This is a genomic window from Micromonospora gifhornensis (assembly GCF_016863515.1).
In the GTDB taxonomy this organism is placed as follows: domain Bacteria; phylum Actinomycetota; class Actinomycetes; order Mycobacteriales; family Micromonosporaceae; genus Micromonospora; species Micromonospora gifhornensis.
On record NZ_BOPA01000012.1, the window covers coordinates 61,673 to 87,827 of the forward strand.

Sequence of the window (26,155 nt, forward strand, 5' to 3'; positions counted from 1 at the left end):
GAATCATTACTCACGAGTAGCCCTCGCGCCAGGAGCAGTGTGCGCGCAATCATGCTGCGCAGCCCGCCGGGAGAAGCCCACGCGGGTGATCGAAGCGACACCGAGGTCGACGCAACCCTGAGCCCACCTCACGGCGTTGTGTCGACAGGTGCTCGAAGAAGGCGGGGGAATGATGCTCGGAGAACCTCGGAGACGACTGACGCTTGTGCTTGCCGCCCTGGTCGCGGTGGCGGTGGTGGCCGTCGGCGCGGTGGTGATCACCCGGCTGGTCGGCACCGACCGGAGCACACCGACCGCCCCGAGCGCGTCGGCCGACGCGCCACCGAGCCCGAGCCCGAGCACCCCGCCGCCGGGTGCCGACATCACCGGCCCGCTCAACCTGCTGCTGGTCGGCATCGACACCCGGGTCAGCGTGCCGGGTTGGGAGCCGCACGCCGACGCGGTGCTCATCCTGCACGTACCGGCGGGGTTGTCCCGGGCGTACCTCTTCTCGCTCCCCCGCGACCTGGTGGTGGACGTCCCGGCGTTCAAGCCGGCCGGCTACCGGGGCGGGCGGACCAAGCTCACCAACGCGATGAGCTACGGCAGCCGGGTGCCGGACCGCCCGAAGCAGCCGGACCCGGCACAGGGGTACGAGTTGCTGAGCCAGGTGGTGAGCGACTACACCGGGCTGCGCATCGACGCCGGCGCGGTGCTCACCTTCGGCGGATTCGACGAGTTGGTGGACAGCCTCGGCGGCGTCGACATCCACGTCGACCAGCGGGTGGTCTCGCGGCATCGCCAGCCCGACGGCAAGCACCGCTCACCCGGGCCGGGCGTCGGCGGGTACGTCGGACCGCAGATGGTCTACGAGCCCGGCGATCGGCACCTCAACGGCTGGCAGGCGCTTGACTACGCCCGACAGCGCTACCTGCCCGGCGGCGACTACACCCGGCAACGCCACCAGCAGCAACTGATCCGGTCGCTGGTCGGCAAGATCCTCGACACCGACCTGGCCCGCCAGCCCGAGCGGGTCGAGCAGGTGGTGGCGGCCCTCGGCGACATGCTCGTCTACGTCGGCGGGCGACGGATCGTGGAGTTCGCGTACGCCCTCGGCGGGCTCTCCCCCGACGCGCTGACGCTCGTCACCCTGCCCGGCGCGGCCCTCGGTAGGGGCAACGCCTACCGGGGCGAGGAACTGACCCAGACCGGCCGCCGCTTCATCACCGAGTTGCGGGCCGGCAAGGTCGACGAGTTCCTCGCCGAGCACCCGAAACTGGTGGTGCCCCGATAGGGCGATACTGTCAAGATCGTGGATCTCGTCTTCGCCGACCGCGGCCTGCACCTCGGCGTGCTGAACGCCCTACTGGACCGGCTTCTGCGCCTCGGCGGTGACGCTGGAGTCGCTACCTCAGCTGCGCAGCCTCGACGCCTTTCACGCGGACCTCGACGACCCGGAGGTCCCGGACCGCCTGGCGGCTCGCGGAGTGGCGGTCCGCCACAGTTGGCGTGGTGAGCGCGCCGCCCGCCGGGCGACCAGCGCCCGGGCGGCGGGTCAGGGCAACGCCGGTGCGGTGGTACCTGTCAACCAGGCGTCGAAGAACGAGCCCAGCTGACGCCCGGAGACCCGCTCGGCCAGGGCGACGAAGTCAGCCGTGGTCGCGGTGCCGTCCCGCCGTTCGGTGGTCCAGGTGCGCAGGATCCGGAAGAAGTCGTCGTCGCCGACGGTACGCCGCAACGCGTGCACGACAAGTGCACCGCGCTTGTAGACGGCAGCGCTGAACATCGCGCCGGGGCCGGGGTCCAGGGTGGGCCGGGACCAGTCCGTCACGGCGTACTGCTGCTCGAAGTTGCGTTGGGCGCTCGGGCCGCCGTCGTGTTCCTCCCAGAGCCACTCGGCGTAGCTGGCGAAGCCCTCGTTGAGCCAGATGTCACTCCACCGGGCCAGCGCCACACTGTTGCCGAACCACTGGTGGGCCACCTCGTGGACGACCACGCCGTAGTTCGGCTCCCCGGAGCGGAAGAACCCGGGCCCGTAGACCGGCCGGGACTGTGTCTCCAACGCGTACCCGATCCTCGGGTCGGCCACCACCACCCCGCCGTACGCCTCGAACGGGTACGGCCCGAAGAGACCGGCCAGGTAGTCGGCGATCTCACCGGTGCGCGACAGTGACCGGGCCTGCGGCCCGGTGGCCGGCATGTCGGCCGGCACGGCCGTGATCAGCGGCTTGCCGCTGTGCGTGCCGACGTCCACCCGGTAGTCACCGATCACCAGTGTGGTCAGGTAACTCGCCATCGGTGACCGCTCGGCCCAACGCCAGGTGGTCCACCCGTCGGCCGTGGTCCGCTCCCCCGGTACACCGTTGCTCAGCGCGGCGAGCCCTTCGGGGACCGTCACCTCGATGTCGTAGGTCGCCTTGTCGGAGGGGTGGTCGTTGACCGGGAACCAGGTCGCCGCCGAGTGCGGTTGGCCCAGGGCGATCGCCCCGTCGTCGGTGTGCTGGAAACCACCGCTGCCCAGCACGCCGTCGGTGACCGCCGTGGGCACCCCGGCGTAGCTCACCTCGACGGTGAACCGGCTGAGGTTCTCCAGCCTCCGGTTCGGCGTGACGACCAGTTCGCCGTCGGCCTGCCGGTGCTCGGCGGAGGCACCGTCCACGGTGACCGAGTCGACCGTGAGACCGCTCAGGTCGAGGTTGAACCGGGAGAGGTTCTGCGTGGCGGTCGCGGTCACCACGGCCCGCCCAACGAGCCGGTCGTCGGCCGGGTCGTACCGCACCGCGAGCCGGTAATTGTCGACGTCGTAACCACCGTTGCCACTGCCCGGCACGTACGGATCGGCAACGTCCACACTGCCCGGCCGGAACCCGTCCTCATTCTCCCCCGTGCAACTCACCAGCGCCACGGCAGCCACCACCGCCACCGCAACCCCACGCCACCGCAACCCCACCACCCTGCTCACCCCGCCGAGCCTACCGCCGCCCACCCCGTCGATCTTGCACTTGCGGTCGCGGCGAACCACCCGAAACCACCACGAACCTGCGACCACAACTCCATGATCGACGCAGGAAGGGGGTGGGGGTGGGGCGGGGGGGGTGGGGGCGGGGGGGGTCAGCGGTCGAGGACGAGGCCTACTTTTTGGAATTCCTTGAGGTCGCGGTAGCCGCACTTGGCCATGGCGCGGCGGAGGCCGCCGAAGAGGTTGAGTTGGCCGTCCGGCTCGTCGGCGGGGCCGAAGAGGAGACGTTCCATGGAGCCGAGCGGTTCGCCGGCCACCTCGAAGGCGCCTCGGGGCAGTGACGGGTGGCTGGCGGCCGAGTGCCACCAGGCACCGCCCGCCGGGGCCTCCGCGCAGAGCGACAGGGGCTCGCCGAGCATGACCGCGTCCGCGCCGCAGCCGAGCGCCTTGGCGATGTCCCCGGAGGTACGGATGTCGCCGTCGGCGATCAGGTGCACGTACCGGCCACCGGTCTCGTCCAGGTAGTCCCGCCGGGCGGCGGCGGCGTCGGCGATCGCGGTGGCCATCGGCACCCGGATGCCGAGCACCGACTCGGTGGTGGACCACTCGTCGCCACCGATGCCGATGATCACACCGGCCGCGCCGGTACGCATCAGGTGCAGTGCGGTCTTGTAGTCGGTGCAGCCGCCGACGATGACCGGCAGGTCGAGGTCGGCGATGAACTCCTTGAGGTTGAGCGGCTCGTCGGTGGTCGAGACGTGCTCGGCCGAGACGATGGTGCCCTGGATGACCAGGAGGTCGACGCCCGCGTCGAGGATCACCGGGGCCAGCGCCAGGGTGTGCTGCGGGGAGACCCGCACCGCCACCGTGCCGCCGCCGGCGCGCAGCTCGCGGACCCGCTCGGTGATCAGATCCGGGCGGATCGGCTCGGCGTACACCTCCTGGAGCCGCTTGGTGGCGCGGGCGTCCTCGCCCAGACCGGCCAACTCCTCCAGCACCTTGGTCGGGTTCTCGTAGCGGGTCCAGAGCCCCTCGACGTTGAGCACACCGAGGCCGCCGAGCTGGCCCAGGCGGACCGCCGAGGCCGGGCTCATCGTCGCGTCGGAGGGGTGCCCCACGCAGGGGATGCCGAACTGGTACGCGTCCAACTGCCAGCCGGTGGAGACGTCGTCGACGTCCCGGGTACGCCGGCTCGGCACGATGGCGATGTCGTCCAGGTGGTAGCCGCGCTGCGCGGTCTTGCCCAGCCCGATCTCGACCACGTCACGCATGTGGGCTCCAGTTCCAACGAAAGGGGTGTCAGCGGGTGTGGTAGTTCGGTGCCTCGACGGTCATCTGGATGTCGTGCGGGTGGCTCTCCTTGAGCCCGGCTGCGGTGATCCGGATCAGCTGGCCACGCTGGTGCAGCTCCGCGATGCTCTCCGCGCCCGCGTACCCCATCGCCAGCCGCAGGCCACCGACGAGCTGGTGGGCCATCCGCGACAGCGGCCCACGGTAGGGCACCTGGCCCTCGACACCCTCCGGGACCAGCTTCTCGTCGCTCGTCACGTCCTGCTGGAAGTAGCGGTCCTTGGAGTACGACTTCGCCTGCCCACGCGACTGCATCGCGCCGAGCGAACCCATCCCCCGGTACGCCTTGAACTGCTTGCCGTTGACGAAGATCAGCTCACCGGGGCTCTCCTCGCAGCCGGCCAGCAGGCTGCCGAGCATCACCGTGTCGGCCCCGGCGACCAGCGCCTTGGCGATGTCGCCCGAATACTGGATGCCACCGTCGCCGATCACCGGCACGCCGGCCGGTCGGGCCGCCCGGGCGGCCTCCATGATCGCCGTGATCTGCGGCACGCCGACACCGGCCACGATCCGGGTGGTGCAGATGGCACCCGGGCCGACGCCCACCTTCACCCCGTCGGCACCAGCGTCGACGAGCGCCTTCGCCCCGGCGTAGGTGGCCACGTTGCCGCCGACGATGTCGATGGCGACGTCCTTCTTCAGCCGGGCGACCATCTCCAGCACGGCCCGCTGGTGGCCGTGCGCGGTGTCCACGATCAGCACGTCGACGCCCGCGTCGACGAGCGCCCGGGCCCGCTTGTAGGCGTCCTCGCCGACCCCGATCGCCGCGGCCACCCGCAGGCGACCGGCGTCGTCCTTGGTGGCGTTCGGGTACTGCTCGCTCTTGGTGAAGTCCTTCACGGTGATCAGCCCGCGCAGCTTGCCGGCACCGTCGACGATCGGCAGCTTCTCGACCTTGTGCTGACGCAGCAGGCCCAGCGCGTCGTCCTTGCTCACCCCGACCGGGGCGGTGACCAGCGGCGGCTGGGTCATGATGTCGCGGACCGGCGTGGCCGGGTCGGAGACGAACCGCATGTCCCGGTTGGTGACGATGCCGACCAGTTGCCCCTCGGCGTCCACCACCGGCACGCCGGAGATCCGGTAACGCCCGCAGAGCTGGTCGACCTCACGCAGGGTGTCGTCCGGGCTGGCGGTGACCGGGTTGGTGATCATGCCGGACTCGGAGCGCTTCACCAGGTCGACCTGGAGCGCCTGGTCCTCCACGGAGAGGTTGCGGTGCAGCACGCCGATGCCGCCCTGGCGGGCCATGGCGATCGCCATCCGCGCCTCGGTCACCGTGTCCATCGCGCTGGACAGCAGCGGGATGGAGAGGGTGACGTTGCGGGTGAGCCGGGTGACGGTGTTCACCCGGCTGGGCACCACGTCCGACTCGCCGGGCTGCAGCAGCACGTCGTCGAAGGTCAGCCCCAGCGGCACCACCCGGGCCGAGCCCGCCGGCAGCTCGGGCAGGTGGCCGCCCAGCTCGCCAGCATCGGCGCCGGCGGAAAGGTCGGTCTGGGGCGAATTCTCCACGATTGCTCTCCTGAGCTGCTCGAACGGGCTGCAGTGAGGGTGGTCTGGGCACCGGCGAACGGCCGGGCAGGAAGGCGTCGGCCCCATCGTACCCAGTGGCTCCGGTGGCACCCGCGAGCGGCGGTAGGTGCGGCGAAGACGCGGCGACGGGATGTCCCGAGCTGGATTGCTCGACGGGGGACGGGCATCGGCGGGTGCTTAGGTCTACGGTGAGGGGGTGCAAGACGAGCCCATCGACCCGTTCACCGGCGACCCCGCCGACCCGGCAGCCGGCCTGGACGACCCTGACCGCGACTCCTCGCTCGACCCACTGACCGACGTCGAACGTCAGGACGTGCTGGAGGATCTCGCCGATCTGGAGATCTACCAGGCGCTGCTCGCGCCGATCGGCGTACGCGGGCTCGTCATCGAGTGTGAGGACTGCCGCGAGCCGCACTACTTCGACTGGGACCTGCTCCGGGGCAACCTGCGGCACCTGCTCAGCTCCGGGCGACCCCGGGTGCACGAGCCGGCCTTCGACCCGGACCCGGACCACTACGTCACCTGGGACTACGCGCGCGGCTACGCCGACGGTGTGCACGACACACTCAGCGAAGGCACCGAGGACAGCGAGGACGAGGCCGCCTCCCGGGACTGACCCGCCCGCCCGGGTGACGGCATCAGCGGAGCACGGCCGCTCACCCACAGAGGACTCGCCCCGGCGGGGTCGGCCTACCGCCTTCAGGCGACCAGGCCAGCACGGAATCCGGCGGCCACCGCGTGGGCCCGGTCCCGGGCACCGAGCTTGCGGAACAGCCGTCGGGCGTGGGTTTTCACGGTGTCCTCGGAGACGAACAACTCACGGCCGATCTCGGCGTTGCTCTTGCCCTCGGCCATGCCGAGCAGCACCTGCAACTCGCGTTCGGTGAGCCCAATCGTGGACCGGTCGGCGCGGGGCGGCCTGGCGGCGGTGCCCTTCTCCTCCTCGGCGTCCGGCTCGGCCGGATCCTCGCCGCGCTGCACCGGCACCATCGCGGGGCTGCCCGCCGCGTCCGTTGCCGTCCAGGTCGGGGAGCTGTCGCCGGTGGGCCGACCGTTTGGTGCCGGCCGAGGGCCGCCCACCGCCGCGGTGTCCCGCGCCGGGTCGGCGATCCGGTTCCGGTTGGCCCGACCCGGTGCGGCCAGCAGCAGCAGCGCCTTGGCGACCGCGCTGGTCAGGTCATGGTCGATGCCCTGGATCAGCCCACGCGCTCCGGCGTGGATCGTCGCCGCCGCCGCCTCGGACTCCTCCATACCGAGCAGCAGCACCGCGGCCTGCGGCGCGCGTGCCAGTACCCGCCGGACGAACCCGGCACTGTCGGGGCGGGTGAGGGCGGTGTCGGCGAGCACCACGTCGGCGGGACGCTCGGCCAGCCGCAGCATCACCTCGGGGTCGGAGACGGCCGTCCGGACAGCACCGGACAATCCCAGCCGCGCCGCTGCGGAAGTCAAATGCTGTGCAGCGAGCGGCGTCCGAACGCACACAAGAACGGTACGCACAACGATCTCCTCTCCGCAGACGAGCAGACCATGACCGGGCAGCCTCGGGAGGAACTTCCGGGCAATCCTCCCAAGTTTTCCGACAGATAGGTCATTTGCCCCAAGTCGCCACAGCTTTTGGATCACAAGACGTGTGAGCGGAGAGCGGTCGGGGTACCGGGGGCTCAAGGCCGGGAACGGTGCCCTGCGCGGCCCGCCACCCGGACAAGCCGGCCAACAAGCATCTCGCGGTGCCGCGCGAGAGGAGGGGTGCTGATGTCGAACGTACGTAGACTGCCCGGACCCATCGTCGACCTGTGGGACTGGCAACGTCTGGGCGCCTGCCGTGGCCGGGACAGCGCGCAGTTCTTCCACCCGGACGGCGAGCGGGGCTCGTCGCGGCTGCGCCGGGAATCGGGCGCCAAGGCCGTCTGCCGCGCCTGCCCGGTACGGGCCGAATGCGCCGCGCACGCCCTGACCGTGCGGGAGCCGTACGGAGTGTGGGGCGGCTTCAGCGAATCCGAGCGGCTACGGCTGCTCGCGGTCGGCTGGGAGGATCTCGCCGACCGCCGGCAGACCCGGGTGGACGTCGCCCGCCTGGAGGCCCGACTGGGCAGCAGCCACCGGTCGACCGTCCCCACCCAACGCAACGTCGCCTGATCCAGCCATGAACCACCGCTGCCGCGCCCTGCACAGGGCGCGGCAGCGTGCTTCCGGCACCACGGTGGGAACTGTGGTGCCGGCTGGTCCTCGTGTGCTGCACCCGGTCAGCTGACAGCCGCTGAGCGGTACGGCGGGTGCTCCGGGAGAGCGGCGCACCCGCCGTACCGTGTCACGGACGGCTCAGAAGCCCGGGCCGTGCTGGTGGCTGTGACCGTGACCGTGGCCGTGACCGGCTGCGGCGGCCTCCGGCTCCTTGGGCTTCTCCACCACGAGGCTCTCGGTGGTGAGCAGCAGGCCGGCGATGGACGCGGCGTTGGTGACCGCGTTACGGGTCACCTTCACCGGGTCGATGATGCCGGACGCGGCCAGGTCCACGTAGTCGCCGATGGCGGCGTCGAGGCCGTGGCCCCACTTGCCCTCGGTGACCTTCTGCACCACGACGTACCCGTCGTGCCCGGCGTTCTGGGCGATCCAGCGCAGCGGCTCGACAAGCGCCTTGCGCACGATCGACACACCGACCTTCTCGTCACCGGTGAAGCCGAGGTCGTCGTCGAGCACCGACAGGATCTGGGCCAGGGCGGCGCCACCGCCGGGCACCGTACCCTCCTCGACCGCGGCCTTGGTCGCGGCGATGGCGTCCTCGATGCGGTGCTTGCGCTCCTTCATCTCGACCTCGGTGGCCGCGCCGACCTTGACCACGGCGATGCCACCGGAGAGCTTGGCCAGCCGCTCGGCCAGCTTCTCCCGGTCCCAGTCGGAGTCCGAAGCCTCGATCTCCTTGCGGATCTGGGCGACCCGGTCGGCGACCTCGCTGGCCTGGCCACCACCGTCGACGATCGTGGTGTTCTCCTTGTCGACCACGATGCGCCGGGCGGTGCCGAGCACCTCCAGGCCGACCTGGTCGAGCTTGTAGCCCAGCTCGGGCGCGACCAGCTCGGCACCGGTCAGGATCGCCATGTCCTGCAGCATCGCCTTGCGGCGGTCACCGAAGCCGGGCGCCTTGACCGCGCAGACCTTGAGGGTCTTGCGGATCGAGTTGACCACCAGGGTGGACAGCGCCTGACCCTCGACGTCCTCGGCGACGATCAGCAGCGGCTTGTTGTCCTGGAGGACCTTCTCCAGCAGCGGCAGCAGCTCCTCGATCGCCGAGATCTTCTGCGTGGTGATCAGGATGTACGCGTCCTCCAGGACCGACTCCTGCGCCTCCACGTCGGTGACGAAGTTCGGCGAGATGAAGCCCTTGTCGAACTGGAGGCCCTCGGTGACGTCCAGTTCGGTCTGCAGCGCCGAGCCTTCCTCGACGGTGATCACACCGTCGCGGCCGACCCGCTCCATCGCCTCGGCGATCAGCTCACCGATTGTGGAGTCCTGCGCCGAGATCGTCGCCACGTGCGCGACGGACTTCTTGTCGGAGACCTCGACGGCCTTGCCGAGCAGCGCCTCGGAGACCTTGGCCGCAGCGGCGTCGATGCCCCGCTTGAGACCGGCCGGGTTGGCGCCCGCGGTCACGTTGCGCAGGCCCTCGCGGACCATCGCCTGGGCCAGCACGGTCGCGGTGGTGGTCCCGTCGCCGGCGACGTCGTTGGTCTTGGTCGCCACCTCCTTGACCAGCTGCGCGCCCAGGTTCTCGTACGGGTTGGTGAGCTCGATCTCCTTGGCGATGGTCACACCATCGTTGGTGATCGTCGGCGCACCGAATTTCTTGTCCAGGACGACGTTGCGCCCGCGCGGCCCGAGAGTGACCTTGACCGCGTTCGCGAGCGCGTTGACACCGTGCTCCAGCTGGTGCCGGGCGTCATCCGAGAAGCTCAGGATCTTCGCCATGTATGTCCCTTCGAAGCGACGTTGCCCCGGCCCGGCGAGCCGGTCCGGGGCAACGACACTGATCGGTTGCTTACTTCTCGATGATCGCGAGGACGTCGCGGGCGGAGAGCACCAGGTACTCCTCGCCGGCGTACTTGACCTCGGTGCCGCCGTACTTCGAGTAGAGGACGGTGTCGCCCACCTTGACGTCCATCGGGATCCGGTCACCGTCGTCGTCGAAACGACCCGGGCCGACAGCGAGGACGGTGCCCTCCTGCGGCTTCTCCTTGGCGGTGTCGGGAATCACGATGCCCGACGCAGTGGTGGTCTCAGCCTCGTTCGCCTGGACCAGGATCCGGTCCTCGAGCGGCTTGATCGCAACCTTGGTCGCGGTAGTCACGGGCATACCCTCCTGGGGTACTGGTTTCGTTACCGGTCGGCGTACCGACCAGCGTCGGTCTGCCACATGCCACCGGGCGGGGCCGTCGTCGCGGGTGCCGGTCCGCCTGGCGTTCAACTCCCGGGCACGAGGGCCCGAGGGTTGGCACCCTCAGGGTGAGAGTGCTAATCGCAGGTTATTCCTCGGCTAGCACTCCGTCAAGGAGAGTGCCAACGCTCCCCCTTCGTGTCGACACCTTTCCGACACCCGCGGCCCGCCCGGTCCCCGGTTTCAGGGGCTTGATCGACACCGTTACGCCGAAGTAGCGGCAACCCACGCGCCGGGACACCGCCACTCCGGCGTAACGGTGTCGATCAAGCCAGCCGGGCCGGGCGGGCGGCCTGCCCAGGCGAGCCGGCCGGGCGGTCCAGGCCGGGGCCGGGTGGGTGGGGGCGGGGCCGGGTGGGTGGGGCGGTCAGTGGGGTCGGGTGGGTCGGGACAATGGGTGGGTGGATCTGGAGCAGCTTGCGGCGTTGCGTACGCCCGAGGGGTCGGGCGCGCTCGCGGCGGCGGCCCGGGTGGCCGGCGGTGACCCGCTGGCCGCGGCGGCGGCGCTGCGCTCGGCCGGGATCCCCGCCGGGTTGGCGGCGGCGGCGCTGACCCAGGCGGAGCTCCGCCGCCGGGCGGCGGGCAAGTTCGGGCCGGCGGCGAGCGGCATGTTCTTCACCCGGCCCGGCCTGGAACAGGCCACCCGAGGGGTGGTCGCGCGACGCCGCGCGCACCGGCTGCGCGAGGCCGGGGTGACCAGCCTGGCCGACCTGGGTTGCGGACTGGGGGCCGACGCGCTCGCCGCCGCCCGGACCGGCATCCGGGTGTACGGCGTGGAGGCCGACCCGCTCACCGCCGCGCTGGCCGAGGCGAACGCGCAGGCCGCCGGGCTGACCGAGCTGTTCACCGTCGAGTGCGGGGATGCGACGGCGTTCGACGTGAACCGGGTCGAGGCGGTCTTCTGCGACCCGGCGCGCCGCCGGGCCGGAACGGGACGTCGGATCTTCGACCCGAACTCGTACTCGCCGCCGTGGGACTTCGTCACCGGGCTCGCGCAACGGGTGCCCCGGACGGTGGTGAAGGTCGCCCCCGGTCTCGACCACGCCCTCATCCCCGCCGGTGCCGAGGCCGAGTGGGTGAGCGTCGACGGCAACCTGGTCGAGGCGGCGCTCTGGTGCGGCCCGCTCGCCGAAACCCCCCGCCGCGCGACCGTGTTGAAGGAAGGGCCCCCTGTTAACGCCTCCGGTAGTAAAGGGGCCCCTTCTTATCACCCCGTCGACGGAACGAGCGTCCACCAACTCGTCGGTTCGGGGCGGCAGGAGGCACCTGTCGGGCCGGTACGCCGCTTCGTGTACGACCCGGACCCGGCGGTGCTCCGCGCCCACCTGGTCGCCGAACTCGCCGCCGACCTGGATGCCTCGCTGGCCGACCCGAGCATCGCCTACCTCTATGCCGACGCGCCGACGCCGACGCCGTACGCCCGCTGCCTGGAGGTGACCGACGTGCTGCCGTTCTCGCTGAAGCGCCTGCGCGCGTTGCTGCGGGAGCGCCGGGTCGGCCGGGTGGAGATCCTCAAGCGTGGCTCGGCGCTGGAACCCGAACGACTCCGGCACGACCTGCGGCTGGCCGGTGACCAACCGGCGAGCCTGGTGCTGACCCGGGTCGCCGCCGCCCCGACGGTGCTGGTCTGCCAGCCGGTCACCGGCTAGGGCCACGCAGGGTCGAGGCGGGAAAGCTGCTGGCCTCCGGGCCGGGGGCGCAGTTAGGTTGGCGCACATGACGGGACGGGGTACGCCGGCGATGGTGCTGCTGACGAAGCACCGCATCACCCATCGCACCCATCCCTACGATGTCGCGGCGGACTCGCCGAACTACGGCGCGTTGGTCGCCGCCGCGATCGGCGTACCACCCGGACGGGTCTTCAAGACCCTGATCGCCGAGGTGGACGGTGCCCTCACCGTGGCGATCGTGCCGGTGACCGGCGAGTTGGACCTCAAGGCGCTGGCCGCGGCGGTCGGCGGCAAGCGGGCCACGCTTGCCGAACGCGGTGCCGCCGAACGCGCCACCGGCTACGTACGCGGCGGCATCAGCCCACTGGGGCAGCGTAAGCGGCTACCCACGGTGCTCGACGACTCCGCCCTGGAGCACGACACGGTGTACGTGTCGGCGGGCCGGCGCGGCCTTCAGGTCGAACTGGCCCCGGCCGACCTGGTCGCCCTCACCGACGCCCGGACCGCACCCCTCGCCACCGGCTGACCTCGACCAGCACCGTTGCGCCGCAACGGTGGGGTCCCGGCGCGCGGGTCAGCCGGGAGACCGTGTCGATCGCCCCACCTCCTGGCCCGATGAGGCCAGGTTTCGCCGGGGCGTGAACCCGCTGCCGTCCGCCACGTCCGCTGATGTGGCGTCTGACCAGGCATTACAGCTGACCGATGCCGCTGCGGTGACGTGAGCGCTTCATGGGCGTTGCCGAATTGTTACTGCCGACAACAAATTAGCGCCCAGCGCGCCCTTGTGTCGGCGCCCGGCAGCGGAATACGTTGCCGGGCACAACAAAAGAACACCATCGACACACCGACACCTTCCCACTCTCGAAAGGACCCTGCACATGCGCAAGGGCTTCCTCGCCATCGGTGCTGTGGGCGTGCTCGCCCTCGGCAGCCTGACGGCCTGCGGCGACGATTCCGGCGACCAGGCCGGCGGCGGCTCCGGCAAGACCCCGAAGATCGGCGTGATCCTGCCGGACAGCAGCTCCTCGGTCCGCTGGGAGAGCGCGGACCGCAGGTTCCTCAAGGAGGCGTTCGACGCGGCCGGCATCGAGTCGGACATCCAGAACGCGCAGGGCGACAAGAACGCCTTCCAGACCCTCGCCGACCAGATGATCACCAGCGGGGTCACCGTGCTGATGATCGTCAACCTGGACTCCGGCACCGGCAAGGCCGTCCTGGACAAGGCCAAGTCCCAGGGTGTCGCCACCATCGACTACGACCGCCTGACCCTCGGCGGCTCGGCGGAGTACTACGTCAGCTTCGACAACGTGGCGGTCGGCAAGCTCCAGGGCGAGGGCCTGGTCAAGTGCCTCACCGACGCGAAGGCGGAGAAGCCGGCGATCGCCTACCTCAACGGCTCGCCGACCGACAACAACGCGACCCTGTTCAAGGAGGGCTACGACTCGGTCCTCAAGCCGAAGTTCGACTCCGGCGAGTACACCAAGGCCGCCGACGACTCCGTGCCGGACTGGGACAACACGCAGGCCGCGACCATCTTCGAGCAGCAGCTCACCAAGACCGGCGGCAAGATCGACGGCGTGCTCTCCGCGAACGACGGCCTCGGCAACGCCGCCATCTCGGTGCTGAAGAAGAACAACCTCAACGGCAAGGTCCCGGTGACCGGGCAGGACGCCGACCCGCAGGCGCTGCAGAACATCCTCGCCGGTGACCAGTGCATGACGGTCTACAAGGCGGTCAAGAAGGAGGCGGACGCCGCCGCCGAGCTGGCCATCGCGCTGGCCAAGGGCGAGCGCAAGCAGACCGGCCAGACGGTCCGGGACCCGGAGGGCAACCGCGACGTGCCCGCCGTCCTGCTCACCCCCGCGGCGATCTACAAGGAGAACGTCAAGGACGTCATCGCCGACGGTTACGTGACCAAGGAACAGGTCTGCACCGGCGACTACGCCAAGCTCTGCGCCGACGCGGGCATCAGCTGACCTGTCCCCCGCCAGAGTGACGCCGCCCGGTACGGCAACCCCGTACCGGGCGGCGTCGCTGGACGGGCCCCGATCTCCCTCCGTGGAATAAGGAGAACCCCGTGTCCGCGACCCCACTGCTGGAGCTACGCGGGATCGACAAGAGTTTCGGTCCCGTCCAGGTGCTGCGCGACGTCGCCTTCGCCGCCTACCCGGGCGAGGTCACCGCGCTCGTCGGTGACAACGGCGCCGGCAAGTCGACCCTGGTCAAGTGCATCAGCGGCATCTATCCCATCGACGCCGGCGAGTTCGTCTTCGACGGCCAACCGGTCACCATCAGCAGTCCGCGCGACGCCGCCTCGCTCGGCATCGAGGTCGTCTACCAGGATCTCGCGCTCTGCGACAACCTCGACATCGTGCAGAACATGTTCCTCGGGCGGGAGAAGCGCAACGGCCTCGTCCTGGACGAACCGACGATGGAACAGATGGCCGCGGAGACCCTGGCCGGGCTCTCCGTACGCACCGTCAAGTCCCTGCGCCAGCACGTCTCCAGCCTCTCCGGTGGGCAGCGCCAGACCGTGGCGATCGCCAAGGCGGTGCTCTGGAACAGCAAGCTGGTGATCCTGGACGAGCCGACCGCCGCGCTCGGCGTCGCGCAGACCGCCCAGGTTCTCGAACTCGTTCGCCGGCTGGCCGACAACGGCCTGGCCGTCGTCCTCATCTCGCACAACATGAACGACGTCTTCGCCGTCTCCGACCGCATCGCCGCGCTCTACCTCGGTCAGATGGTCGCCCAGGTGAAGACGACAGAGATCACCCACGCCCAGGTGGTCGAGCTGATCACCGCCGGCCGCTCCGGCGAACTCGGACTCGCCGTCGACCCGGGCGTCAACGGCAACGGCGCGGCGCCGGCCGACAGCACCACAGGAGGCGTCTCATGAGCATCACCGCCGTCACGAAGGAGGGCCCGGCCGCCGTCGCACCGGCACCCACCGTCGGCAGCCACGTCCGCGGCTACTGGCAGCGGGTACGGGGTGGAGACATCGGCGCGCTGCCTGCGGTCGCCGGTCTGCTCGTCCTCTGCACCATCTTCTCGATCATGCGGCCGTCGTTCCTCACCGCCGGCAACTTCGCCAACCTGTTCACCCAGGGCGCGGCGGTCACCCTGATCGCGATGGGTCTGGTCTTCGTCCTGCTGCTCGGCGAGATCGACCTGTCGGCCGGCTTCGCCAGCGGGGTCTGCGCGGCAGTGCTTGCCAACCTGATCACCGTCCTGGGCTACCCGTGGTACGTCGCGGTGCTCGCCGCCCTGCTCACCGGCATGGTCATCGGCACCATCCTGGGCTTCCTGGTCGCCAAGGTGGGCATCCCCTCCTTCGTGGTCACCCTCGCCGGCTTCCTCGCCTTCCAGGGGGTGGTGCTGCTGCTGATGAAGGAGGGCCGCAACATCTCCGTCCGCGAGCCGGTGGTGGTGGCGATCGTCAACCGCAACATGCCGGTCGCGCTCGGCTGGACCCTCGCCGCGATCGCGGTCGCCGGATTCGCCGTGGTGCAACTGCTGCGCTACCGCAGCCGTGCCGCCCGGAACCTGATCAACGATCCGTTCCCGGTGGTGCTGGGTCGCATCGCCGCCCTGGCGCTGGTCCTGGGCCTCGCCGTCTACGTGCTCAACCTGGAGCGCAGCCTCAACGTGCTGATCACCTCCCTCAAGGGGGTGCCGATCGTGGTGCCGATCGTCGCCGTACTGCTGGTGGTCCTGACCTTCGTGCTCCAGCGCACCAGCTACGGCCGGCACATCTACGCGGTCGGCGGCAACCGGGAAGCGGCCCGGCGGGCCGGCATCAACGTGGACCGCATCCGCATCTCGGCCTTCATGATCTGCTCGACCATGGCCGCGGTCGGCGGGATCGTGGCAGCCAGCCGGGCCAACTCCGTGGACCCGAACACCGGCGGCAGCAACGTGCTGCTCTACGCCGTGGGCGCGGCGGTGATCGGTGGCACCAGCCTCTTCGGCGGCAAGGGGCGCATCCTGGACGCGGTCCTCGGTGGCGCCGTCGTGGCCGTGATCGACAATGGGATGGGTCTGATGGGCTACAGCTCCGGCGTCAAGTACGTGGTCACCGGCGTCGTGCTGTTGCTCGCGGCCAGTGTCGACGCGCTGTCCCGACGACGAGCTTCGGCCACCGGAAACCGCTGAACGCACCACCGAAAGTAGTAACCACCCGATGCGCGTAGGACCCAGCCAGGACGAGATCCGCCGGCAGAATCTCGGCGCGCTGCTGCGTTACGTGCACCTGCACGGGGCGACAACGCGCGCCGAGTTGACGAACGCACTCGGGTTGAACCGGAGCACCATCGGCGCGCTCACCGCCGACCTCGCCGCGGCCGGCCTGGTGACCGAGGGGGCGCCGAAGGAAACCGGCCGGGCCGGACGACCGTCGCTTGTCGTCCGGCCCGAGTCGGACCGGATCTTCGCGTACGCGTACAGCATCGAGGTGGATCGGCTGCGGGCCGCGCGAGTCGGTCTCGGCGGCGCGGTGCTCGACCGCCGGGAACTGGACCGGCCGCGCGGTCTCTCCGCCGCGGAGGCCGCGCCGCTGCTGGCCGGGGCGGTCAAGGAGATGCGGCAGGCGCTGCCGGCCGATGCCGTCTGCGTCGGCGCCGGCATCGCGGTCTGCGGCATGGTGCGCCGCGACGACGGCCTGGTCCGGCTCGGGCCGGCCACCGGCTGGGTGGACGAGCCGATCGGGGCGGCGGTCAGCGCCGAACTCGGCGTCGAGGTGCCGGTCACGGTCGGGAACGTGGCGGACGTGGCAGCCTTCGCCGAACACGCCCGGGGCACCGCCGCCGGCTGCGACAACGTCATCTACCTCTACGGGGACGTGGGCGTCGGCGCCGGGATCATCGCCGGTGGTCGACGGTTGACCGGGCACGGCGGCTACAGCGGCGAGGTCGGTCACATGGTGGTGGCCCGCGACGGGGCACGCTGCGAGTGCGGCAACCGGGGCTGCTGGGAGACCGAGATCGGCGAGCACGGACTGCTGCGCGCCGCCGGGCGCTCCGACGCCCGGGGCCGCGACGCGCTGCTGGCGGTCTTCGACGCCGCCGACCGGGGCGATGCCCGGGCGCAGACGGCGGTACGCCAGGCCGGCGACTGGCTGGGCTTCGGGGTGGCCAACCTGGTCAACATCTTCAACCCGGAGATGGTCATCTTCGGTGGGACGATGCGTGACCTGTACCTGGCCGCCGCCGCACAGGTACGCAGCCGGCTCAACTCCAACGGGCTGCCCGCCTGCCTGGAGCACGTACGCCTGCGCACCCCCATGCTCGGCGCGGACGCCCCGCTGATCGGCGCCGCCGAACTGGCCTTCGACCGGCTGCTCGCCGACCCCCTCGACGTCGGCTGAGCTGTCCGCACCCACCGCCGTGAGGTGGATTCGCGAACGATGAACTGATCGGCCGGTCGATCCGTACCAGTGTGCGGACGGGCGGCCAACGGCGTGCGGACGCCCGTCGGGCAGATGATCGGTTCTCGACCGAGGAGGCACCGCAGACATGGCATCGCTGGATTCCGCTCGTCGCCGGCAGGGCAATCGGTCCCCGCGGTTGGCGGTGCTGCTCACCACGATCGCCGCGGCCCTCGTCGTGCTGCCCGGGTTGGCGTTGGGCGCGCCCGCAGGTCAGCAACTCGCCGCCGCCGATCAGGCCCTGCTCGACGGCGTACGGCTGGCCGGGCTCTGGGAGATGCCGGCCGGGCAGATGGCCGCCGAGAAGGGCCAGTCCCGGGTGGTCCGGGAGATCGGCGCGGAGATCGCCCGTCAACACGAGGAGCTGGACCGGCTGACCGTGGAGGCCGCCAACAAGCTGGGCGCCACCATCCCCAACCAGCCGACCGCCGAACAGCAGCAGTGGCTGACCGAGATGAAGGACGCCACCGGGGCCCGCTTCGACCAGATCTTCGTCACCCGCCTCAGGGTGGCCCACGGCAAGATCTTCCCGGTGGTCGGCGCGGTGCGGGCCAGCACCCGCAACGACATCATCCGGGACCTGGCCAACGCCACCAACAAGTTCGTCGGCGACCACATGCTGATGTTGGAAAGCACCGGTCTGGTCAGGTACGCCGAACTGCCGCCGGCCGCCCTGCCCGCGCCGGGCAACGACGGTCTGATCGCCGCCGCGTCGGCAAACACCGGTCCGCAGATCGGCATCAGCAACACGGTGATCTGGGTGGTCTTCCTCGGTGCCATCGGCACCGGCGGCTTCCTCAGCTACCGCCTGCTGCGCCGCAACTGATCCCGCGCGATGCCCACCCGTACCCGGGCCGGGGTCCTGCTCGGGCTGCTCCTGGCCACCTTCTGCACCACCCTGGGCGCGGTCCTGGGGGCGGCCGGCCCGGCGGCGGCGCACGCCGTGGTGGTCGCCACCACGCCGCAGCGTGACGAGGTGCTGGGCTACGCCCCGCGCGAGGTGCTGCTGACCTTCAGCGAGCCGGTCGCCGTCGTGCCCGGTCGGGTACAGGTGCTCGCCCCCGACGGCAAGCGGATCAACGTCGGTGACCCGGAGGTCCGCGACCGGACCATGCGGATCGCGCTGCGGGCGGCGGACCGACCGCTCGGCACCTACCTGGTCAGCTACCGGGTCGTCTCGGCGGACAGCCACCCGATCTCCGGCAGCTTCACCTTTGCCGCCGGCGCCCCGTCGGCCACCCCGCCACTGCCGGCCGACGCCGGGGCCGGGTCACCGGCGGGAATCCTGGTGCCGGTGGCCAAGTACGTCGGCTACCTGGGCCTGCTGCTGGCCGTCGGCCCGCCGCTGCTCGCCGCGTCGATGTGGCCCCGCCGACGGTCCCGGCGAGGTGCCACGGTGATGGCACTGATCGGGCTCGGACTGGTCGCCACCGCCACCGTGGGCACCTGGATCGGGCAGGCGGCGCAGGTGGTCGGCGCACCCGTCGGGCGGCTGTCCCTGGCGGATCTGCGCGCGGTCGCGGACAGCGACATCGGGCTGGTGCTGGCCGTACGCCTGGCGTTTGTCGGCCTCGCCGCGGCGCTGCTGCCGGCGGTCACCCGGGGCACCGCCGGACGCGGTCGCACCGCTGCGCTCGCGGTGGTGGGGGTGGCCGGGCTGGCCACCTGGCCACTGGCCGGGCATCCGGTCGCCGCACCCGTACCACAGGTGAGCATCGTGCTCACCACGGTGCACGTCGCCGGGATCACCGTGTGGCTGGGCGGCCTGCTCGCGCTTACCGTGTTCCTGCTGCGGGGCACCCACGAGCGGGTCCTCGCCCGGATCCTGCCTGCCTGGTCGCGGTGGGCCACGGTGGCCGTGGCCTGGCTGGTGACCGCCGGGCTGATCCAGGCCGCCATCGAACTCGGCCGACCGGCGGCGCTGCTGGACACCGCGTACGGGCGGCTGCTCGGTGCCAAGGCCGCGTTGCTGGCCGTGGTGCTGGCGGTGGCCGCCGGACAGCGGCGACTGATCCGCCGGCGGGCCGCCGCAGCCCAGCCCCGACGGGTCGCCCGGGCGGCCGGCGTCGAACTCGCGGTGACCGCGGTGGTCCTGGCGCTGACCGCGTTGCTGGTGCAGACCCCGCCGGGGCGTACGGCCGGCACGGCAGCGGCCGGGGTCACCCGCGAGGGCGTCGCGCAGTCGCTGACCACCGACCTGTTCACGCTGCAGTTCGACATCTACCCGGCCGCCGCCGGCACCACGAACAGCCTGCACGCCTACGTCTACACGCCGCAGGCGCGGGAGTTGCCGGTCGCCGAGTGGACGATCACCGCGGCGCTGCCCGAGGCCGGCATCGAACCGATCACCGTCGAGGTCTTCGCGCTGGAGCCGCACCACGGCAGCGCCGAGATCCACTTTCCGGTGGCCGGTGACTGGACGCTGCGCATCGCCGCCCGGACCAGCGAGATCGACAGGTCCACCGCCACCACCACGGTGACCATCCGCTGAGCCCGCACCGGGCCGTGGGCTCAGCGGTCGACCTGGGTGAAGTCCCAGGAGTGCGGTGGCCGGGCCAGCAGCATCACCGGCGGCTCGGGCAGCGGGCGCGGGTTGCTGCGCCACTTGGAGATCACCACGACCCGGTGATCCGTGGAGGAGAAGACCTCGCTGGACACGTGCAGCGGATCGTGCTCGAACTCGGGTAGGGCCGTGTCGCAGACCCAGGTGATCAGCTCGGCGAGCCCGTACGGCTCGGCCCGCGCCTCCCACATCCGTACGATCACGTCGCCGTCCTCCCTCAGCCGCTGACCCTGGTCGTCGGCATGGCCGTCAGCCATGGCGGTCTCAGTCCTCGATGCGCCGCATCACCAGCGCGTCGGTGTTGCTCGGTTGGTAGTAGCCACGGCGTACGCCGATCGGTTCGAACCCGTACCCGGCGTAGAGCCGCTGTGCCGGGGCGTTGTCCGCCGCGACCTCCAGCAGCACGGCACGCAGGTCGCGCCGCGCCGCCTCGGCGAGCAGTTCCTCCAGCAGCAGCCGCCCGATCCCCCGGCGTTGCGCGTCCCGGCGTACCGCGATGTTCTGCACCCACGCCTCGTCGGGGGGTGCGACGGCCAGCCCGGCGTAGCCGAGCACCGTACCGTCGTCGTCGGTCGCGATCCGGTAGTGGTGCCCGTTGGCCAGTTCGTTCCAGAACATCGCGGCGGACCACTGCTCGGCGCCGAAGAGGTCCGCCTCGATGGTCAGCACCTCGTCGATGTGCCACCAGCGGAACCGGTCGAGCCGCACGGCGCTCACGGCCGGGCCGGCCTGGCTGCGGCGACCGCCCGGGGCGTGCCGCCTCTCACGGTGGCCTCGACGAGCGCCGCGGTCACGGCCGGGGTCGAGCTGTCCACCACCAGTACGAGCACAATGACCCAGCCTAGCCGCACCGCCTCCGACCCTTGGACGCCCGCCCGCCATCGCCGTAGCGCTCGCGCGTACCGCACCCATGACGGTGGGTGGTCAGGACATCGGACGGCGCCAGTCGCACCGGGTACCGGCGCTGTGATTGCACAGAGCGGTCGATCTTGCTGTGGTTCTCAACGAGGCCCGGGGCCAGGCGCGTCAGCGCCTGGCCCCGGGGGCGACAGATCAGTTGCGACAGATCAGTTGCGACAGATCAGTTGCGGCGGATCAGTTGCGGCGGCTCCACTGCTGGTTGGCTCCACCCCAGCAGCTGTACAGCTGGAGAAGCGCCCCGTTACCGCTGCCACCGGCGTCGAGGCACAGCCCTGACTGCACTCCGGTGATCGTGCCGTTGGAGTTGATGTTCCACTGCTGGTTCGCGCCGCCGTGGCAGTCGTAGATGGTCACCCGCGTACCGTTGCTGGTGCCCTGATTCGCGGCGTCCAGGCACTTGCCGTTCACCGTCAGCTGCCGGCTCGAGGTGTGGGTGAACCGCTGGTTCGCGCCACCCCAGCAGTCGTACAACTGAAGCTGGGTGCCGTTGCTGGTGCTCGAGTTCGGCACGTCCAGACACCGGCCGGACTGCTGACCGACGATCATCTGGCCGCTACCGCCACTGGGCGGCGGGGTGGTCGGGTTGCCCGGGTTACCCGGGTTGCCGGGGTCGGAGTTGCCGCCTTCCCGGAGGGTGATGTCGGAGCTTCCCTGGCTCTGGTAACCCTCGGTGGCCATGATCTGGTAGTAGTGGTTGCCGAGGTTCAGGCCAACGCGGGCCCAGGCGTCGAAGTGGTTGGCGGTGGTGATGGTGCCACTGCTGCGCTTCTGCTGCCGGACGCTCCAGTACTGGTAGAACGTCGCGGTGCCGTCGATCGAGGGCTGGTTGACCCGCTGGCTGCGCAGGATGTCGTAGGTGCCGCCGTCGGTGGTGATGCTGCCGAGCCGGGTGGCGCCGCTGCTCGGGTTGTAGCTGCCGAAGTTCTCGACGATGTAGTACTCGACAAGCGGGTTACGGGTCCAGCCGTACAGGGCGAGATAGCTGTTGTTGTTGCCCGGGTTGTAGCTGCCCGAGTAGGTGATCGTGCGGCGGGTTCCCGGGTTCCAGCCCTTGCCACCGACCCAGTTGTTGGTGCTCCTGCCCCAAGAGCTGGAGTAGCGGCCGTTCTCGCGCAACACCATGCAGGCGTCGCCGCTGTCCTTCCAGAACGAGAAGAAGAACCCGTTGTGGGTGCCTTCCGTGTTCGAGCAGACCTGCCGGTCTGCCTCGGCGTGGGCGGGGCTGGCCGAGATCGCGATGGTGCCGGTGGTGGCCAACACTGCGGCGAAGGCGGCGGCAGCCAGCATTCTGATGCGGCCGCGTCGGCGACTCTTGCGGTGAGTGGGGACTTCGTTCATGGTGGCGTGCTTCTCCTTGAGAGAGGCGGCGTGGCGTAATCGACGGGGTGTGTGTGGTCGAGGGACGGTCACCGCGCGTCGATGCTGCGCCTTGGGTGTATGAACTTCCGGACTGTCGGTTGTGTGGGTGCTCCACTGCTACTGCTACTTTGCGTCGTCGCTGACCCCCAGACTGAAAAAGTTAGCAAGCATCTATGTCTTCGATATCGTTATCTAAATATCGACGCCAGTCAAGAAATGTCGTCCGACCGGCACTTCCGGAACTACCAGGCGGCTGCCATCACCTGGTAGGTGCGGGCAGTGTGGAGGCAGGAGCACACGGCTCAGCCGGCCGACCGATCCCAGTCGATTGTGGGCAGGCCGGCGTCGGCGAACGCCTAGCTGGCGAGGCTGGACGGCCAACTGCCGACGGCGCCGTGTTCGCACGGAACACGGCGCCGTCGGTCGTGGGCGTGCCGAGGTCAGACGACCTTGAAGCTGCTCAGCGGAGCCTGCACGTTGTGCAGGTCACCGCTCGGCACGTAGTAGCTGATCCCGGTGCAGTTGGCGCCCTCGTACACCCGCAGCGAGTAGTCGGTGAGGTTCACCCAGCCCAGGAAGCCCATCGAGCTGTTCACGCAGTCGGTGCCGAAGGGTGCCGGGTACTCGACCGTGGCACCGTTGAACCACTTGGATTCGTGCAGGCACAGGGTGCCGTCGACGTAGGTGCAGCTGCGGGATTCGGCCGCAGCTGCAGGGGCTCCGGTCACCGCGATCGCGGCGGCACCGATGGTGGCGAGCAGGGCGGTCCGGACAGACTTCGACGGGCGCATGCAGTCCTCCTTGATGCGGGTGGTGGCAGGTCGGCGACGAGCCGAAGGGATCGACCCTCACCAACTGGTTGCATGGTCGACTGTCCGACTACGGAATGTCAACGCGTCAATCACTCCACCGGCATCGAAGGGGTGAACGTGCAACCGCTCTGCACGATCAGTCCGCCGTACGCTCCCAGTCGATGGTGGGCAGGCCAGCGTCGGCGAGCGCCTTGTTGGCGGCACTGAACGGCCGGCTGCCGAGGAAGCCGCGCGGGTTCATCGGGCTCGGATGCCCCGCCTCCAGCACCACGTGCTGCGGGTTGCCGACCAACGCGGCCTTCTTGCGCGCGTAGCCGCCCCAGAGCAGGAAGACCACCCGCGACTCCATCGCGTCGAGCGCCCGGATGGTGGCGTCGGTGAACTCCTCCCAGCCCCGGTTGGCGTGCGAGCCCGGGGTGCCCTGCCGCACGGTGAGCACCGAGTTGAGCAGCAGCACACCCTGCGCCGCCCAGCCGTCGAGGTTGCCACTGGCCGGCTTGGGCACCCCCAGGTCCTCGCCCAGCTCCTTGAAGACGTTGCGCAGCGACGGCGGCACGGACACGCCCTCGCGCACGCTGAAGCTGAGCCCGTGCGCCTGGCCGACGCGGTGGTAGGGGTCCTGGCCGAGGATGAGCACCCGACAGGCCGACGGGGCGCAGAGCCGGTAGGCCGAGAACAGGTCCTCGACCGGCGGGAAGACCGTGCCGGTGGCGTACTCCCGAGCGACGAACTCGCCCAACGCGGCCGTGCGGGCCGGGTCGAGGTGCGGGGTGAGCACCTCCCGCCACTCGCTCGGTAGCAGTGCCGGCAGGTCCAGGGTGACAACGTCGTCGGGCATCGGCGGCCTTTCAGTGGCGAGGTCGGTCCCCGGCACTGTAGGCAGAGGGTACGACGACCCTCGGCCCCGGGCCCTCAGCCGCTGCGCACCCCCGGCGAGCCGGTCGCTACCGCCCGCAGGTGCCGAGGAACGCCAGCAGCGCCTCGTTCACCTCGTCGGCGTGCTCCAGCATCACCACGTGCCCACTGTCGTTGATCTTGACGAACTCGGCGTGCGGCAACCGCCGGACGATCTCCTCGGAATGAGTCACCGGAGTGATCATGTCCTTGTCCCCGACGATCACCAGCACGGGCGTGTCCTCCAACGCCACGAGCGCCGGGAACCGCGAGTGGGTGGCGATGGTCCGCAGGTAGCGGGTCACCGTGTCGGCCGAGGTACGCGAGTTCATCTGCTCCACGTACGACACCAGTGCCGGGCTCGGATTGCGGGTGCCGAAGCCGTACTTGCGGGTGAGCAGCCAGGCCACGTTCGTGGTCGACCTGCGGGCCCGGTCGATCACCGGTCCGGTGTAGCGGGTGACGTTGCCGGCCACGTAGAGCACCGGACTGCCCACCCGTCCGAGCAGGGCCGGGGCGACCAGCTTCGTCTCCGCCAGCAACCCGCCCGAGGTGGCCATCAGCACGGTGCCCACCACCCGGTCGTCGAACATCTCCGGATACAACTCGGCGAGCGCCATGATGGTCATGCCGCCCATCGAGTGGCCGACCAGCACCAGCGGCCCCTCGGCGGCCACCTCGTCGATCACCCGGCGCAGCGTGTGGCCGAGCGCGTCGAGGTCGTACTCGCCGCTCTCCAGCCGACCGGACCGGCCGTGACCGGGCTGGTCGTACGCGACAACCCGGTGCTCGCCCCGCTCGGCGAGCAGCTTGCGCTGGAAGTGGAAGGTGCCCATGTCCAGGCAGAAACCGTGCACCAGCACCACTGTCGGGTTGCCCTCGACGGGACGGGTCGGCTCGACCACCTCGACGTGGATGTCGGTGCCGTCCGGCATCTCCAGCCGGTACGCCTCGTCGTACCGCTGCTGACCGAAGACCTCACCGGCGTACGGATCGGTCGGGTCCGCCTTCAACCGGCGGACCAGGGCCCGTTCGGTGGCGACCCCGGCGGCGGTCACCGCGGCGGCCACCCCGAGCGCCGCACCCACCAGACCGGCGGCCCGCCCCGCCGCCGTCCGTGGCCGGGGGATGAGGTGTCGACTCATGAACCGGTGCCGTCGTACACGCGAGGAACCCGGGTGCTGCCGAAGCGCGTGACGATCTCGTAGTTGATCGTGCCGACCGCCTCGGCCCAGTCGTCGGCGGTGGGCTCACCGTCGGCACCGCTGCCGAACAGGGTCGCCACGTCACCGGCGGCCACCGGGTCGTCGCCGCAGTCGAGGACGAACTGGTCCATGCAGACCCGCCCGGAGATGGTCCGGCGGCGTCCGCCGAGCTGCACCGGGCCGGTGTTCGAGGCGTGCCGCGGCACCCCGTCGGCGTACCCGAGCGGCACCACAGCCAGGTTCGCCTCGCGCTCGGTGGTGTACGTGTGGCCGTACGAGACGCCGGTGCCGGCCGGAACCCGCTTGGTCAACATCACCCGGGCGCGGGCGGTCATCGCCGGCCGCAGGCCGTAGGTCTCACCGGCCACCGGGGAGAGGCCGTAGACGGCCAGCCCCGGGCGGACCAGGTCGAAGTGGGTGTCGGGTCGGGTCAGGGTGGCGGCGGAGTTGGCCAGGTGCCGGTAACGGGGGCGCAGCCCGGCCCGCTCGACCATGGCCAGCCCCTCGTGGAAGACGGCCAGCTGCCGGTCCGTGGTCGGATGGCCGGGCATGTCCGCGTACACGAAATGGCTCCACACCCCGACCACCTCGACCAGACCGTCGGCCTGCGCCTTGGCCGCGGCGTCGAGCAGGGCCGGCCAGTCGGCGACCGTCGCCCCGTTCCGGGACAACCCGGTGTCGATCTTCAGGTGGATGTGGGCGGGCCGTTGCGCCCGGCGGCTCGCCTCGACCGCCTCGTCCAGCTGCGGCAGGCTCGCCACGCCCAGATCCACGTCGGCCGCGACGCCGGTGTGCAGCGGCAGTCCCGGCGCGAGCAGCCAGGCGAGCACCGGGGCGTCGATGCCGGCCGCGCGCAGCGCCAACGCCTCGTCAAGCGTGCAGACACCGAGCCAGGCCGCCCCGGCGTCGAGCGCGGCGCGGGCGGCCGGGACCATTCCGTGGCCGTAGCCGTCGGCTTTCACCACCGCCATCAGCTCGGCGCTGGTGCCGGCGCGCATCCGGTCGACGTTCTCCCGGATCGCGTCGAGATCCACGCGCACCTCAGCCTGCCACATGCCT

General features: G+C 70.7%; 25 protein-coding genes and 1 pseudogene. 12 read left to right on the forward strand and 14 right to left on the reverse strand.

Features of this window, described 5'->3' with window-relative positions:
* The first annotated feature begins 169 nt into the window (after positions 1–169).
* Positions 170–1,273 (forward strand): LCP family protein, encoded by a 1,104-nt coding sequence (locus Vgi01_RS07515; protein WP_204290545.1) that lies wholly within the window; start codon positions 170–172, stop codon positions 1,271–1,273.
* A gap of 97 nt (positions 1,274–1,370) precedes the next feature.
* Positions 1,371–1,595 carry a hypothetical protein gene (locus Vgi01_RS07520; RefSeq protein ID WP_204290546.1) on the forward strand — a complete coding sequence of 75 codons (225 nt, stop codon included), beginning with the start codon at positions 1,371–1,373 and terminating at the stop codon, positions 1,593–1,595.
* Here the strand turns inward: Vgi01_RS07520 and Vgi01_RS07525 are convergent.
* From Vgi01_RS07525 to guaB, 3 genes are all read right to left on the reverse strand, one after another.
* Positions 1,535–2,932, reverse strand: coding sequence for a M1 family metallopeptidase (locus Vgi01_RS07525; RefSeq protein WP_204290567.1), 1,398 nt, complete (start codon positions 2,930–2,932; stop codon positions 1,535–1,537). The two genes, Vgi01_RS07520 and Vgi01_RS07525, sit on opposite strands and share 61 nt — an antisense overlap.
* A gap of 158 nt (positions 2,933–3,090) precedes the next feature.
* On the reverse strand, positions 3,091–4,209 hold the full coding sequence (locus Vgi01_RS07530; RefSeq protein WP_102658821.1) for a GuaB3 family IMP dehydrogenase-related protein: 1,119 nt from the start codon (positions 4,207–4,209) through the stop codon (positions 3,091–3,093).
* 28 nt (positions 4,210–4,237) lie between these two features.
* On the reverse strand, positions 4,238–5,800 hold the full coding sequence (guaB, locus tag Vgi01_RS07535) for an IMP dehydrogenase (protein ID WP_102658820.1): 1,563 nt from the start codon (positions 5,798–5,800) through the stop codon (positions 4,238–4,240).
* A gap of 217 nt (positions 5,801–6,017) precedes the next feature.
* On the opposite strand from guaB, the gene Vgi01_RS07540 reads away from it, so the two are divergent.
* Positions 6,018–6,437 carry a DUF5319 domain-containing protein gene (locus tag Vgi01_RS07540; protein WP_013735869.1) on the forward strand — a complete coding sequence of 140 codons (420 nt, stop codon included), beginning with the start codon at positions 6,018–6,020 and terminating at the stop codon, positions 6,435–6,437.
* A gap of 83 nt (positions 6,438–6,520) precedes the next feature.
* Here the strand turns inward: Vgi01_RS07540 and Vgi01_RS07545 are convergent, their stop codons facing one another.
* Complete coding sequence (locus Vgi01_RS07545; RefSeq protein ID WP_102658819.1) at positions 6,521–7,318, reverse strand: helix-turn-helix transcriptional regulator; 798 nt, start codon at positions 7,316–7,318, stop codon at positions 6,521–6,523.
* 255 nt (positions 7,319–7,573) lie between these two features.
* Between Vgi01_RS07545 and Vgi01_RS07550 the strand changes: the two genes are divergently transcribed.
* Entirely contained in the window at positions 7,574–7,957 is a 384-nt protein-coding gene (locus Vgi01_RS07550) for a WhiB family transcriptional regulator (RefSeq protein WP_043725796.1), read from the forward strand.
* 183 nt (positions 7,958–8,140) lie between these two features.
* Here Vgi01_RS07550 and groL read toward each other — a convergent pair whose 3' ends face one another.
* Entirely contained in the window at positions 8,141–9,784 is a 1,644-nt protein-coding gene (gene groL, locus Vgi01_RS07555) for a chaperonin GroEL (protein WP_102658818.1), read from the reverse strand.
* A gap of 70 nt (positions 9,785–9,854) precedes the next feature.
* On the reverse strand, positions 9,855–10,163 hold the full coding sequence (gene groES, locus Vgi01_RS07560) for a co-chaperone GroES (RefSeq protein ID WP_013735873.1): 309 nt from the start codon (positions 10,161–10,163) through the stop codon (positions 9,855–9,857).
* Positions 10,164–10,651: 488 nt separating this feature from the next.
* Between groES and Vgi01_RS07565 the strand changes: the two genes are divergently transcribed.
* The 8 genes from Vgi01_RS07565 (at position 10,652) to Vgi01_RS07600 (ending at position 19,833) form a co-directional block, all read left to right on the forward strand.
* Complete coding sequence (locus tag Vgi01_RS07565) at positions 10,652–11,899, forward strand: THUMP-like domain-containing protein (protein WP_204290547.1); 1,248 nt, start codon at positions 10,652–10,654, stop codon at positions 11,897–11,899.
* A gap of 67 nt (positions 11,900–11,966) precedes the next feature.
* Positions 11,967–12,446 (forward strand): Cys-tRNA(Pro) deacylase, encoded by a 480-nt coding sequence (ybaK, locus tag Vgi01_RS07570; protein ID WP_102658816.1) that lies wholly within the window; start codon positions 11,967–11,969, stop codon positions 12,444–12,446.
* A 352-nt stretch (positions 12,447–12,798) separates the two neighbouring features.
* Positions 12,799–13,896, forward strand: coding sequence for a sugar ABC transporter substrate-binding protein (locus tag Vgi01_RS07575; protein ID WP_102658815.1), 1,098 nt, complete (start codon positions 12,799–12,801; stop codon positions 13,894–13,896).
* 101 nt (positions 13,897–13,997) lie between these two features.
* A complete protein-coding gene (locus Vgi01_RS07580) occupies positions 13,998–14,816 on the forward strand; it encodes an ATP-binding cassette domain-containing protein (protein ID WP_102658814.1) in 819 nt (272 codons plus the stop codon).
* Positions 14,813–16,072: a sugar ABC transporter permease gene (locus Vgi01_RS07585; protein WP_102658813.1), complete on the forward strand. Its 1,260-nt coding sequence runs from the start codon at positions 14,813–14,815 to the stop codon at positions 16,070–16,072. The genes Vgi01_RS07580 and Vgi01_RS07585 overlap by 4 nt, the downstream gene beginning before the upstream one ends.
* A gap of 28 nt (positions 16,073–16,100) precedes the next feature.
* A complete protein-coding gene (locus tag Vgi01_RS07590) occupies positions 16,101–17,282 on the forward strand; it encodes an ROK family transcriptional regulator (protein WP_204290548.1) in 1,182 nt (393 codons plus the stop codon).
* 148 nt (positions 17,283–17,430) lie between these two features.
* Positions 17,431–18,168, forward strand: coding sequence for a DUF4142 domain-containing protein (locus Vgi01_RS07595; RefSeq protein WP_204290549.1), 738 nt, complete (start codon positions 17,431–17,433; stop codon positions 18,166–18,168).
* A 9-nt stretch (positions 18,169–18,177) separates the two neighbouring features.
* Positions 18,178–19,833, forward strand: coding sequence for a copper resistance CopC/CopD family protein (locus tag Vgi01_RS07600; RefSeq protein ID WP_204290550.1), 1,656 nt, complete (start codon positions 18,178–18,180; stop codon positions 19,831–19,833).
* A 20-nt stretch (positions 19,834–19,853) separates the two neighbouring features.
* Here Vgi01_RS07600 and Vgi01_RS07605 read toward each other — a convergent pair whose 3' ends face one another.
* The 8 genes and pseudogenes from Vgi01_RS07605 to alr form a co-directional block, all read right to left on the reverse strand.
* On the reverse strand, positions 19,854–20,108 hold the full coding sequence (locus Vgi01_RS07605) for a hypothetical protein (RefSeq protein WP_043725801.1): 255 nt from the start codon (positions 20,106–20,108) through the stop codon (positions 19,854–19,856).
* Between the two features lie 61 nt (positions 20,109–20,169).
* Positions 20,170–20,622, reverse strand: coding sequence for a ribosomal protein S18-alanine N-acetyltransferase (gene rimI, locus Vgi01_RS07610; RefSeq protein ID WP_203222346.1), 453 nt, complete (start codon positions 20,620–20,622; stop codon positions 20,170–20,172).
* 2 nt (positions 20,623–20,624) lie between these two features.
* A pseudogene (locus tag Vgi01_RS31390) lies at positions 20,625–20,735 on the reverse strand (tRNA (adenosine(37)-N6)-threonylcarbamoyltransferase complex dimerization subunit type 1 TsaB); the annotation flags it as partial.
* Between the two features lie 265 nt (positions 20,736–21,000).
* The gene (locus Vgi01_RS07615; RefSeq protein ID WP_199180231.1) at positions 21,001–22,164 is read right to left on the reverse strand and encodes a glycoside hydrolase family 11 protein; all 1,164 of its coding nucleotides are present in this window, start codon (positions 22,162–22,164) and stop codon (positions 21,001–21,003) included.
* A gap of 461 nt (positions 22,165–22,625) precedes the next feature.
* The gene (locus Vgi01_RS07620; RefSeq protein WP_102658808.1) at positions 22,626–22,976 is read right to left on the reverse strand and encodes a hypothetical protein; all 351 of its coding nucleotides are present in this window, start codon (positions 22,974–22,976) and stop codon (positions 22,626–22,628) included.
* Between the two features lie 157 nt (positions 22,977–23,133).
* Positions 23,134–23,835, reverse strand: a complete 702-nt coding sequence (ung, locus tag Vgi01_RS07625) for a uracil-DNA glycosylase (RefSeq protein WP_204290551.1) — start codon at positions 23,833–23,835, stop codon at positions 23,134–23,136.
* Between the two features lie 106 nt (positions 23,836–23,941).
* Positions 23,942–25,036 (reverse strand): alpha/beta fold hydrolase, encoded by a 1,095-nt coding sequence (locus Vgi01_RS07630; protein WP_102658806.1) that lies wholly within the window; start codon positions 25,034–25,036, stop codon positions 23,942–23,944.
* Entirely contained in the window at positions 25,033–26,151 is a 1,119-nt protein-coding gene (alr, locus tag Vgi01_RS07635; protein WP_102658805.1) for an alanine racemase, read from the reverse strand. Before alr ends, Vgi01_RS07630 begins: the two co-directional genes overlap by 4 nt.
* Positions 26,152–26,155: the final 4 nt, after the last annotated feature.